Consider the following 12,810-nt stretch of genomic DNA (forward strand, 5'->3'; position numbering starts at 1 on the left):
GGATGCTTTTATTATAGTAAAACTTTTTCTATAAAGGACTCCACATATATGACTTTCCATTCTACTTTTTTGACGGTTTCCGACTATCGATATACACCTGCGGCGTCATACCCATAATGATCTTAAAGACTTTAAAAAAATACGTGTAGTTAGTAAAGCCGACTTGACTGCTAATGTGTTTCATTGAATAGGAACCGGATTCCATCAGTAGGCAGCTGGATTTAATACGCACGCGGTTTAAATACTCCGTGAAGGTCATTTGCGTTTCCTCTTTGAACAGTCTGCTTAGATAGGAAGAATTCAGATTAATGGCACTTGCCGCCATTTCCAGAGAAATGTTCGAAGCATAATGATCCATAATAAATTGAACAGCTTGCGAAATATGACGAGAGTAGGTTCCTCCCCCATGCTGCTTCTTTATAGCGTCAACAATACATGTATAGTAATCCGACAACCACTGCTCAAGCTCGTTAACGCTTCTTAAACGTACAAGCTCACTCCGAGCAGTAATCATCCTGTTATCTTCTATGGTTACATGAGGAAAATGCCGCTTCAGGGACTTTTCCACAATACGAAGCATTTCGCTGACAATAGTTTGTACCGGCAAGGAGTAGTAAGGCTGATTCCTGACCGTTGCAAAAATCGATGTGATGACTTGTTGAATTTTTTCCCCGTCCAGCTGCTCCAAAAACAGCTGCAATTGCTTCTGTTCCTCGATAAGCAGTGTATCTCTCTGGGTAGAAGCGCTCAATTCCTGAAAAAACTTGTCGTTCATCAGCTGGTTTGCTCTGCTATAGCTGGCGACAAGCTGCCGCAAACTCCCGCATATCGGTCCAATCGCATACACACATTGTAAATTTATAAATTTCTCCAGAGAATGGGACAAGCTGCTCATGGTTTGATTCATTTGGGCTGAAACCGTGTGTTCACTTCTTTCTGGTGAGGAAAATAGGACAATAAAACGTCCCTCCCCCACATAGGCTGCCGTCCGCTTATGAATGTCCCCTACTGCCATCTGCATAACATCTGTGACCTGCTGCACAAACCGGTTCTTTTGCACATCCGTATAAGACTCTGTCAACAGCAGAAAGGGGACGATTTGTACCGCTGCAGTTACATAATTGACTGAATGGGTAAAGAGCTCATTTTCCTGCGCATAACGCTGCAGCTCTTCTCCTGCCTCTGGTACTTCTCTAGCCAGGTTTGCTGCATATTCGCGGAGAATAATAGGACTTAGGCGCTCTATCATTTTCGTTTGAACACTGCGGGCCTCATGCTCCCGTTCTTCGTACTGCAAATTTTGAACCGCTTTATTCAATAACGACAAAAGTGCAGCCGCGTTCAAACGATGCTTGAGTAAATAGTCCATCGCCCCGTTCATCAGGCAAGTTCTCACATAATCGTAATCGTCAAAGCTGCTAAGCATAATCATCTTAATCTTTGGAAATCGGTTATGGATAATGCTGCTCAATTCCACACCATTCATGATCGGCATACTCACATCCAGGATCGCGATATGTGGAGCCTGCTGCTCTATGAGGGAAATGGCCATAGCTCCGTTATGAGCATCACCACATATTGTAAATCCATGCTTCTCCCAATCAATCAAGCTTTTCACATCGTTGCGTGCTAAGGCCTCATCGTCAACCAGTACAACCTTAAACATAAATCATCCCTCCTGTCACACACTATCCGTACCTGGCAGCAGTGGAAATCGGATTTCCACCTTGGTATACTTCTCTGGCTCACTGTTAACAAATACGCCGTAAGGCTCCCCGTACAATCGAACTATACGCTCGTGTACATTTCGGACACCCATGCCGCTGAAGCGTGTATAGGTCTCGCCCTTGTTCATGTCAAACAGCGCCTCAATCTGTTCATTGGACATGCCTTTGCCATTATCTCTGACTTCGAGTCTCAGCTCTTTCTGCTCTTCATATACCCGAATCCACACCAAGCCTCCATGCTCAGCAGAAGCAATTCCGTGTATAATGGCGTTCTCTACAATAGGCTGCAGCATTAACTTTAAAACACGGTACTGCAATAACTGTTCATTCTCGATTTCTATATGGACTTGAATAGGTTCCACGTATTTGTATTTTTCAATATTTACGTAGCTGCGGACATAGTGAAGTTCCTCCTGCAGCGTAAGAAACTCATTGGAATTGCCCAGCACGCCGCGCATGAGCTCGATCAAGGATTCCGACACCTCTTCAATGTTCGGTACCCCGTTTAATTTGGCCAAATACTTGACCGTATTCAGTGTATTATACAGAAAATGGGGACGGATTTGAGCTTGCAAAACAGCCAACTCAGCCTCATGCTTCTGCTTCTCGCTCGTCTTTATGCCTTCGAGCAAGCGTTTAAGCTCTTCTACCATACTCTTGAATACCTGATACAGCTGACCTATTTCGTCCTTGGAGCGAATCTCTACGGCCAGCAGCGTCATGTTTCCTTCACTTACATGCATCATCATCGATTTAAGTCTTCGAATATTTCTTGTCATTCTTGAGGAAACCTGCAAAGAACTAAATAAGATAATAATAAATACAACAATAGCTACTTCAGCTAATACATTGCGGATCCGCACCGTTTCACTTAGCAGCGATTCCATAGGAACGAGCGCCAACGTGGACCAACCTGTATAATCCGATTTCCGGCTAATGACAAGGTACGACTTTTGATCAATCACCTTTTCTACCGTAGCGCCCAAGCCGACCATTTCTTGATTTAGCCTGATGATCGTTTCCTTTTCAAGCGAGCTATTGTTGGGTTGGTATATGAATTCATTGTTTTCATCTACAACAAACAGCATGCTATCCGGGGTTGGTTTAACGTCATAGATCTTCTTAATAAACTCACTATTGAGGTCAAACATCACAACACCGATTGCTTCCCGGTTATAGCGGATCTGGCGGCCGGTGACAATAGAATCATTAGAGCCTGTTTGATGAAAATAAGCATGACGGGAACTACTTTGATTTAAATAGTCCATCATGGGTGTTTTTATGACATTTTTGTCCAACCAAGGGGATCCAACGAAAAAGACCTTTTCGTTCAATCCAATGACAGCAATTCGCGAGATATATCCCTTATAGGCAATGACAGCGGACATAAACTCCTCGATCCGCTTTTGTTCTTGAAACCACTCATAGCTTGCTTCCTCTGTAGTGCTTAGCAGCGTATTAAGCACTGTTTTATTGGTTATGACAACCGTGTTTAAGTGATCTATTTCCTCCAGCCGGATATTTAAGGATTCGTCCGCTTGCCGTATGCTATCCATCACTGAAGAAAACGCATTGTTCTTAACAGTTTCTCTCATATACAAATAAACAATACTCGTCACAGCAACGATTCCAAGCAGCGTGACCAGACTAAATGCAACAAAGATTTTCCCCTGAATGCTTCTTGTGGGCGAAATCAACTTTTTAATAGAGAAAAACTTCATTAACTGGCAGCTCCCTTCGCTACAAACGCTTTCATCATTTGATCCCAAACAGCCCGCTTTCTGAAAGAAGACGGACTGTTTGTCAAATTTATACGAGCAGATCACTTGCTTGTAATTTTTATATTATCGAACATAAATGATCCCTTAGTACCCGAACGAATGCCTGCCTTGCCGGTTGTAAATGCATTAAAGTCCACATAATCTATGCTGGGCTTGGACTGCTTGTCAAGGAATACCTGAATACGGCTGCCTTGAACACGGACCTGAATAGGATAGGTTTTATTATTTTCTAATTTCAAATCTGTTTTTTGAAGCAGAATGGAATTATAGTTTAATTTCTTTAAAGACATTTGACTGCCAGTAAGAGAAATATAATATCCCGTTAAGCTATCGATAACCTGAGCTTTGTGAACCGATTCGTTACTAACACGAACCAGTAAGCCACCATCGCTGTTCGGCTGTGTATTTAGCCCCAGTGTAATATCCGCTTCCACTGTATAATCGCTCCAGGTAGTTTTTCCTGTAAACGCCATATTGGTTTGATTCGAATCCGACTTCATCCCCCCTTGACCGACGGTCCATCTGTCGTTGTATGTCCAGTCACTGGACATGCCGTTTGCCAAGTCACCACCCTTACCAAGAGGATACACCAAATGGACGGGCTTGTCTTCAACCCTGTAAAGATCAAAGCCCATAAGATCGGCTCTGCCCTTAACCAATTTAAGCTTGAGGGTATGCAAATCAGCCTGGAGAGAGAGGACTCCGCCGCCTTTTACTTTAGTCCATTCCGATGCAGCGGGCTCAGACAGAGCAGGCATGGGGATCTCGATATTTCCCAAAAATTGATCATCCGAATAGACAGCCAATACTGCCGCTTCCTTCTGATTCACCAATCGTACATCCATTCCATAAGTGGCGGCTTCCTTAACATTAATGTTGTACTGCAGCCAGTCGCCTATGCGGCTCAGCGCGACATAATACGAATTGTCTTTTAGTTTGCCAATGAGAGTATGATCATCGGGACGTATAGGGTTTGGAGATATCGTATCATTGGTTATATGGTATCCTCTGCCCTCACCTTTCAGGTAATGCACAGCTTCAACACTTCCCGGCAGCGGCTTGTAGGCGTTATAGTCACTCGATCCATTAACTTCATTGCTAAAGGCCGTATAATCGGGATGCAGCGTCAGCCCCTCATATATATAACCGATTCCGCCTGCGCCCAGACCCTCGAGCTTTAGCTCCAGCTTGTGCATGCCATCGAAATAAACAACGGTCCGTGATGGATCCTGCTCGATGCGAAGCATATGCAGATTGGACAGATCCAGGGTAGAAGGTAACACAGCGGTTCCGGTAGTGCGTCTTTCCCCATTGATCACCTGAATCAGCTCCAGCTTCATGTCTGCAGCATGAACAATAGCCATAGCGTAATGCTTGTCATCCCGGTAACCGAACACAGCTCCAGCGTAAGCCTTTTCATTTTGCCCAGCGGCATCTGCTTTGAAATTAAATTCCGCTGTAAAGTTGGCATCCGTCTGCTGCTTGCTCGCTACGATTTGTACGTCTCCATGTGAAAGCTTGTTCCAGTTCGCTTCCATGCCTTCTTTCTGAATCCATGTAGAGAAATCAGCTTTGCCGGGCGCCTGCTGAGCAAAATGAGTCGGACCCAGCACACCCATTTTATCTCCATTAAAAACCAGTCTATCAAGATTTAGGTACCGGTCATGTCCTACGCCAGGGGCTATGGGATTCTTGTTATTGTGATAAGCAATGTAATACGAATCAAGATCCGGCCCAATGACCGTTGAGCTATGCCCCAGCCCGTGAAAATCGTTGGTGGTGCTAATGATTAAGGGATTGTTATAAGGCATTGTAAAATCGCCAAGCGGGCCATTCGTGGAGATGGCGTAGTTCACCCTGTAGCCTGCGCTCATAAGGTGATTGCCGGATTCCATCATAAAATAGGTTCCGTTTCTTTTGATCAGCGTTGGCCCTTCCGTCCAGTGATCCATGCTCGTTCCCTTTAAAACCATTTCGGGTCCAAACGTGTAGGGGTCCTTCATTTCCCGCCCGCGAATCCCTTTGGAACCGGCATGATAGAAATACCACTTGCCATCATCGTCAATATAAATCGAGCCGTCGATGCTCATCCCCAGGTTGTCCGTCTGTATAGTGAATGGACCTGTTGGACTGCTGCTCTTCAGGACATAGTGGCCTTTTCCATCCGGGGAAGTCACCATGTAGAAGGCTCCGTTCCAATAAATCACCTCCGGGGCGTACGCCATCTTTAAACGGTCGTCCTTAGCCACGATGCCTTCGTAATTCCAGTTCACCAGATCCACCGAACTCCACGCGCGGACGTCTGATAGACCGAAATGAGTGCTGGGATACAGATAATAAATGCCGTTGTATTTCAAAATATAAGGATCTCCTGCCGGATAAGATTGTCCGTTGCGGGGATCGTTAGCATATTGCTCCTTGGCTGTCGCCATTAATGTCATACTATTGGTATAGGTATTCAGGTCCTTTAGCTTTTCAATCATTCCCGTACCCTCCATGCTAGCAGCAGTTGTTTGTGTGGTCTCCGTCGACTTGAATAGCAAGATGGCTGAAACCCCTCCCGCGATCAAAAGACAATAGACTGCAAGCCTTTTAAAATTCACACGTTCACTCTCCTTTATCCCAATATCATGCACCATACATCAGAAAAAACATGAATCCTACCCGATCAGGAGCTTGATTCATGTTGTTTTCTTATTCAGAACAAGGCTCTAAGCACATCCCCTGTCCATCCTCCTCGGCTTGAAGAAGCACAATTCCCACACGGGTCCGAAACGGAGCGGTTCGATCATTACCAAAAAATGTAGACATCAGATCCACTCTCTGCAGTGGAACGAAGAAGATGCGCATATTCTTCATGCCTCCGTCAAAGGCTGCTTTGCTTCCTTGATCGCCGAAGGCATCTATTCCATATCTTCCTTCATAGCCACCCGCGCTATCATGCGTACTTACTAAAGCAAACTATGTTTACGGTAATTATATCGTGGTTTGCACAACTTCTTAATAGAGAAAGCGGTACATCAGGTGAGGAAAATGGACATAAATACCCTTTTCATCAAACTCTCATGCTTCATTCAGGTTGATCCAGCTTTCGATAACCAACTATTATAGATACCCTACTTTCATCTCGCAGCATGCCTTAATACGATAAACCGTGCTACAATATTGTCATAGGAACAAGCAGCTGCGTGTTTAGGGAGGTCCGATGATGATGTTGAATAAACCCGGCAAGCACGGGCCCATATATCACCTGCCTCCTTTAGGGGATCCTCCTCCTTTGAGCGTGCAGTTCTTGGGGATTAATTACTGTGATCCGGATTACCGCAACATTCGCAAGCTTTCAAAAATCACCATATTCGGTTTTGTACTGTCAGGGCAAGGTTCTGTTCAGGTGGGCTCCCAAGCATATACGGCTCGTCAGGGAGACATATTCATCCTTCCTGCCGGCTGCTACCATGAGGTTGCCTCAGACCCTGATCACCAGGAGCAGTGGAGCTACATATGGCTAAACATTAGCGGAAACTGGATTCTGAAGTTGCTGGAAGCTTACCAGCTGCTTTCCCATGTCGTGACCTCGGACAGCGGGCTGGAGCCTTTGTTTAAAGAAGCCATTGAAAGCGTTAAGGAAAAATCAGTGGAGGAAATGCATAGCGAACTGCAGATTATTCTTATGCGAATCATCGTAAGCCTCTTCGAAACTTTACGCAAACGAGGGGAAGCACTAACATCAACGGTTCATGCAATAAAGCAATTTTTGGATAATAGTATCCTTCATCCTTTCGATTCGATCCAACTCGCTGCACAAATCGGCATGTCCAATAAGCAAATGAATCGCTTGTTTAAAAAAGAAGTTGGCACTACCATCTATAACTATGTCATCTCCAAAAAGATAGAATCCGCTAAAATGATGCTTCTGGGCACACAGCTGACTATAAGCGATATTGGTTATAAGCTCGGCTATGACGATCCACATTATTTTTCAAACCTGTTCCATAGCAAAACCGGTGTAAGGCCAAGCGCCTTTCGAAAGCAATTTAATAAAATTTGAAATTTACATCAGCATTCCAATCCCAGAGGCAAGGATAATAAAAAAAAGCCGCCCGTTTTTGTTGGCGGCCATGAAGTGACATTGCAGCACTTCCTTTTTTATTGAGTTTGTTCTCCATACTTCTCTCTCATTGACTGCATGGAGATCTTTATGGTGTTGTTCAACGGCAGCTGATCTTCTTTATTCATAGTCCATTGCAACAGCTTTCGCTCTAGCGTGGTTCGGATCTTCAAGCATGCCGGATCATCAATGCGGTTGTGAAGCTCATGAGGATCCTGTCGCAAATCGTATAGCTCACCCTCCCCGTTTGCATAGACGCACAGCTTCCATTCATTCGTACGAATGGCCTTGCCTTTACCTATCCACGCATCCAAATACGCACACCAGACAAAATACCGCTCGTCAAAAGGATGCTGCGGGCGCAGCGTAATGTCCGATACTTTCACTGGCTCTCCGTGCTCTCCGCTTTCAATGACAATAAACTCACGGGGGGTATATTGAGGGTTTTCCTGCAGGAATGGCGCAAGGCTTCGTCCCTGGCATCCCGGCGGTATCGGCACACCAGCCAGCTCGAACAGCGTCGGCATAACGTCAATGAGCTCGACCGGATGCGGCGTGCGCTTCGGACCCGCATACCCTGGAGTCGACATGATAAACGGTACATGGTTAAACGAGTCGTAAAAAAAGTTATGCTTTTGAATGATACCGTGCGCTCCCATAGAATCACCATGGTCGGATGTGAAGATGACAATCGTATGCTCCGTAAGTCCGAGTTCATCCATCTTTGCAAACACCTTGGCCAAAGTATCGTCAATAAAACGGATCATGCCGTAATGTATAGCGCGCACTTGGCGAATTAGCACTTCGTCGGCCGTATCCATCGCATCCATCAGGTGCGCGACCTTTACCCGCTCCGGCTTGCCCTCCAGAGTATCGACGGGCGGCATCGGTACGTCAGCCGGATCAATCATACTCGCGTACGGCTCTGGCGCTTGGTAAGGCGTGTGCGGATCGGGAAATGACAGCCAGGTAAAGAAAGGCTTCTCTTCATCGCGAACATTATCCAGATAATCCAACATCGTTTCTCCCAGCAGAAAGGTCCCACACTTGTTCAAGGGAGCCGGATTGGTGCCATGGCCAAGCGGACTATTCCAGCAATGCTTCACGGCCCATGCATGTGCAGCTTTTACGTCAGGATCATCGCGATACCCGTCCACCAGATGCCCGTGCTCACCAAGCCGAATGTAGTCGAACACTTCGTACAACGTACTTGGCTGCTCAGGAACTCCCCCCCGATAATACGATTCGTTATTATTCATAAAGGCGTGGTTTTTACCGATGATCGCGGTCTGATAGCCATGCTGCTTCAGCACCTGCGGCAGTGTGACTTCGGCAGGATTAATAAGCATATGGTTAGCATGAAGGTTCAATGTGGAGCAGTAGCGTCCTGTAAACATAGAGGACCTGGAAGGCGAACACGCTGGATAGTTGCAGAAGGCCTGCTCAAACACGACCCCTCGCTGCGCCAAACCTTCCAATGCCGGTGTTCGTAATACCGGATTGCCGTACAAGCTCAACGTTTCCGCCGTCTGCTGGTCTGTTTGGATTAACAGAATATTAGGTTTTTTCATACTCCAGTGTCCCTTCGAATTTGGTGATAGAGGTTTATGCTTTTTAAGTTGTTAGCCCTTAATCGAACCGATCATGACACCTTGCACAAAATATTTTTGAACAAAAGGATACAACAGCAGGACTGGAATACTGGACACGATGATGACCGAATATTTAATGCTTTCCGCCATCATGACCCGTTCCGTCATGCCCGCTCCGTCGAGACCCATATTATCCGATTGATTAAGGATGAGAATTTCGCGCAAAATCAACTGAAGTGGAAACAGCTCCCGGTCTTTTAAATAAATCATGGCGTTAAAATACGCATTCCAGTGACCCACGCCGTAAAACAATACCATTACCGCTATTATGGGCATCGATAAGGGGATTACGATGGTCAGCAGCAATCGGAAATTGGATGCCCCATCGATCCAGGCCGATTCTTGAAGCTCGAAGGGTACACCATTCTGAAAAAAAGTCCGCATGACGATAAGATTATAGGTTGAGATGGCGCCGGGTATAATCATTGCCCAGACGGTATTGATCATTCCGAGCGATTTAATCAGAAGATAGGTCGGGATCAGTCCCCCGCTGAAAAACATCGTAATCGTGATGATGAACATTAGCGCCGTGCGGCCCGGTAAATCTCTTTGCGAGAGCGGATACGCCGCCAGAATCGTCAGTATGATATTGACGAAAGTACCGATCAATGTATACAGGATCGTGTTGCGAAAACCGCTCCAGATCGACTCATTCTCAAACACGTGCAGATAAGGAGTGAAAGTAAACCCTTGAGGCAGCAGCCACACCTTGCCATCAATAACGCTTATCGGATCGCTAAAGGAAGCGCTGACTACAAACAAAAGCGGATACAGTACAAGCAAAAGCACAATCCCGGCGATGGTATAGACGAGTGCATCAAAAATCCGATCATCACGAGAACGAACTGCTTTGGATTCATTAACCACTATTCTAGTCTCCTCCTACCATAAGCTGGATTCCGTTTTTTTACGCGCCCAAGCGTTCACGGCAATGAGCAGCACAAAATCGATCACCGAGTTAAACAGACTGGCTGCAGCCGTATAGCTGAACTGGCCTTGCTGAATCCCGTTTTTGTAGACGAAGGTGGCCAATATTTCGCCTTTACTAGCGTTAACTGGATTTTGCATCAGCAGCGCCTTCTCGAAGCCCACATCCATCAAATGTCCCATTTGTAAAATAAACATAATCATGACCGTCGGCAATAAGCCCGGTAGTGAAATATGCAGCACCCGCTGCAGCCGGGTCGCCCCGTCCATTTTGGCCGCTTCGTATTGAGTCGGATCAATGCCGCTTAGTGCGGCCAAATAGATGATGGAGCTCCAGCCCATATGCTGCCACACGTCGGAGGAGACGAATATCGTCTGAAACCATTCCGCCTTGCGCATGAACGGGATCGGATCGACACCGATTAGTACGAGCAGTTGATTGACCTTGCCCGTTTTCAAATCGAGAAACACATTGAGCATGCCGACGATAACCACAAGGGATAAAAAATGAGGAATATAGGTAACGTTTTGCACCCATTTTTTTAAACTTTTATTATGGATTTCATAAATCACCAGTGCCAGCAAAATGGGAATCGGAAATCCGACCACCAAGGAGTAAAGGCTTAGCGATATTGTATTCCACAGCAGCTCCCAGAAATAAGAAGATTCGAAAAAACGTTCAAAATGCTTGAATCCCACCCAGGGACTGGCATTAATACCTCGGCTTGCTGAGAAATCCTTAAAAGCAATCTGGATCCCGTACATCGGAAAATATTTGAATACGATGTACCAGATGAATGGGATTGCCAGCATGATATAAAATTCATATTTGGATACTATCCGCCTCCAAAGCTGATGTCGCGGCTTATTTCGTACCGTCGATGCTATGATATGCGTGTTCATGAACGGATCACTCCCCACAATCTAGATGGGACAGGATTGCCGGTTGGCACTCCCGTCCCGCAAGACCTCCAATCTCGGCAGACATTTATTTATTCATTGCATCGAAGGCTGTTTGATACGCTTGCTCAAGCTCGTCAATTTTCATCTTTTTCAATGTTGCCGTGTATTCTCCCCACTTATCGAAGCTGGTCTCACCCAAAATAAATTTGATCGCCGACTCCTGAACAAATTTGTCAATATCAGCTTTAATCGGTACGACTTTATCCGTAGCTTCTTTATTGAATATAGGCGCCCCATACATCACTTTGGACGTGAACTTCTCCGAAACGGCGGAAACTTCTTTTGTTTTTTCGCTTAACACAATGTCATCAACAATGATTGTCGGGAACCCGCCGCCCGGTACCAGGTTGACTTGGCCCAATGCGGCCATAAATCCGCGAGGATCGTTCTTAATACTGTCCAAGATGACCGGCTTACCATTTTTCATCGTATAGCTCTGTCCTTCAATCCCGTAGTTGAAGAATTGACTCCCCTCTTCGCTGTAGAAGTAATCAACCCAACGGATAGCCGCCTCAGGGTTTTTATTGACCCTTGTGATGGCAAAAGTGCCAATAGGCGACGCGAGTGGGCTGCCTGTGCTGAGCAGCTGATCGCCATGAGGTCCTTTAATAGGGGCCATACCCGCAAATTGATTTTCGACCTTGCTAAATGGATCGGATGCATAAATAAAGAACATGCCGTATAACGCTTGTGACAGATTGCTGCGCCACTTCGGCAGATCCTGGGCATAAAAGTCCGCATAAAGCAGCTTTTCGGCATACAGCTTATTGAGGAACATCAGAAGTTCCTTATACCTGTCGTCACCAACCCATAACTTTACCTTATTGTTATCGATATTCGCGTTGGTCCCCAGTTGTCGATCCAAACCGAACGAACCTGCGAATGTGTTAAATACCATACCCGGATCACGCAATCCAAGCGGAATCTCGTCCTTTTTGCCGTTTCCGTTCGGGTCTTGATCGCGGAAGGCTCGCAGCACTGTGAACAGCTCATCGACATTGGTTGGCGCTTTCAGATTCAGTTTTGCCAGCCACTCTTGATTAATCCATATTTTATCCCCGCGGCCTGCGGCCTGGAGACGAATTACCGGCAATGAGTAGATGTGGCCATCTGTAGCTGTAACCGTTTTTTTGGCTTCCGGATATTGATCGAACAGCTTTTTCAGATTAGGCGCATATTTCTCGATAAGACCTTCTAGGGGGATCAGCATTTGCTCCTGCATCCCGTATTTGGAGATGTCCGTATTACTTAAATCCGCCCTCAGGAACAAATCCGGTAGCTCATTGGAGGCGAACAGCAGGTTACGTTTCTCTGAGCAGCCTTGCGTTGGTGTTTCCTCATAAGCCATTTTAATGCCGCTTTTTTTCTCGTACTCCTTCAGCACCAGGACATCCTTCCATGCCGCTTGGTTGGGATCTTTACAACCAAATACCCGCATGGATACATCGGATTTGACGATCGGGAAACCGCTTGCATTTAATACCGAATTGGCCTTGTCACCTGCAGCTGCTGGTTCTTCTTTAGTAGCTTTGTCTCCAGACGAACAAGCGCTGAGGAGGGAAGATACAGCCAGTACTGCTGCAAGCGTTGTTGTTAGCACTTTCAAATTTCTCATACAATTTCAGCCCCTTTTCTCTTCAAATTTCTAACTG

At 45.9% G+C, this 12,810-nt stretch carries 9 protein-coding genes; 1 reads left to right on the plus strand and 8 read right to left on the minus strand.

Going from position 1 to position 12,810, the window contains the following annotated elements; all coding sequences use genetic code 11:
* Positions 1–61 precede the first annotated feature (61 nt).
* The 4 genes from BK127_RS13105 to BK127_RS43685 form a co-directional block, all read right to left on the minus strand.
* Complete coding sequence (locus BK127_RS13105) at positions 62–1,666, minus strand: response regulator (RefSeq protein ID WP_076230496.1); 1,605 nt, start codon at positions 1,664–1,666, stop codon at positions 62–64.
* Positions 1,667–1,681: 15 nt separating this feature from the next.
* Positions 1,682–3,448 carry a cache domain-containing sensor histidine kinase gene (locus BK127_RS13110; RefSeq protein ID WP_076230498.1) on the minus strand — a complete coding sequence of 589 codons (1,767 nt, stop codon included), beginning with the start codon at positions 3,446–3,448 and terminating at the stop codon, positions 1,682–1,684.
* A gap of 101 nt (positions 3,449–3,549) precedes the next feature.
* A complete protein-coding gene (locus BK127_RS13115; RefSeq protein ID WP_179097467.1) occupies positions 3,550–6,111 on the minus strand; it encodes a family 43 glycosylhydrolase in 2,562 nt (853 codons plus the stop codon).
* A 91-nt stretch (positions 6,112–6,202) separates the two neighbouring features.
* A complete protein-coding gene (locus BK127_RS43685; protein WP_179097468.1) occupies positions 6,203–6,367 on the minus strand; it encodes a hypothetical protein in 165 nt (54 codons plus the stop codon).
* 349 nt (positions 6,368–6,716) lie between these two features.
* Between BK127_RS43685 and BK127_RS13120 the strand changes: the two genes are divergently transcribed.
* Entirely contained in the window at positions 6,717–7,556 is an 840-nt protein-coding gene (locus tag BK127_RS13120) for an AraC family transcriptional regulator (protein ID WP_076230500.1), read from the plus strand.
* A gap of 98 nt (positions 7,557–7,654) precedes the next feature.
* Here the strand turns inward: BK127_RS13120 and BK127_RS13125 are convergent, their stop codons facing one another.
* From BK127_RS13125 to BK127_RS13140, 4 genes are all read right to left on the minus strand, one after another.
* Complete coding sequence (locus BK127_RS13125) at positions 7,655–9,187, minus strand: sulfatase family protein (RefSeq protein ID WP_076230503.1); 1,533 nt, start codon at positions 9,185–9,187, stop codon at positions 7,655–7,657.
* Between the two features lie 51 nt (positions 9,188–9,238).
* Positions 9,239–10,135, minus strand: a complete 897-nt coding sequence (locus BK127_RS13130) for a carbohydrate ABC transporter permease (protein WP_076230506.1) — start codon at positions 10,133–10,135, stop codon at positions 9,239–9,241.
* 15 nt (positions 10,136–10,150) lie between these two features.
* Complete coding sequence (locus tag BK127_RS13135; protein ID WP_256711290.1) at positions 10,151–11,008, minus strand: ABC transporter permease; 858 nt, start codon at positions 11,006–11,008, stop codon at positions 10,151–10,153.
* Positions 11,009–11,183: 175 nt separating this feature from the next.
* A complete protein-coding gene (locus BK127_RS13140) occupies positions 11,184–12,773 on the minus strand; it encodes an extracellular solute-binding protein (protein ID WP_076230511.1) in 1,590 nt (529 codons plus the stop codon).
* Positions 12,774–12,810: the final 37 nt, after the last annotated feature.

It is taken from the genome of Paenibacillus sp. FSL H7-0331 (assembly GCF_001956045.1).

Coding starts and splice junctions, on each gene's coding strand:
- BK127_RS13105 (WP_076230496.1), bottom strand. CDS start 1,666: ATGTTTAAGGTTGTACTGGTTGACGATGAGGCCTTAGCACGCAACGAT.
- BK127_RS13125 (WP_076230503.1), bottom strand. CDS start 9,187: ATGAAAAAACCTAATATTCTGTTAATCCAAACAGACCAGCAGACGGCG.
- BK127_RS13135 (WP_256711290.1), bottom strand. CDS start 11,008: ATGCTGGCAATCCCATTCATCTGGTACATCGTATTCAAATATTTTCCG.
- BK127_RS43685 (WP_179097468.1), bottom strand. CDS start 6,367: ATGAAGAATATGCGCATCTTCTTCGTTCCACTGCAGAGAGTGGATCTG.
- BK127_RS13120 (WP_076230500.1), top strand. CDS start 6,717: ATGATGTTGAATAAACCCGGCAAGCACGGGCCCATATATCACCTGCCT.
- BK127_RS13140 (WP_076230511.1), bottom strand. CDS start 12,773: ATGAGAAATTTGAAAGTGCTAACAACAACGCTTGCAGCAGTACTGGCT.
- BK127_RS13110 (WP_076230498.1), bottom strand. CDS start 3,448: ATGAAGTTTTTCTCTATTAAAAAGTTGATTTCGCCCACAAGAAGCATT.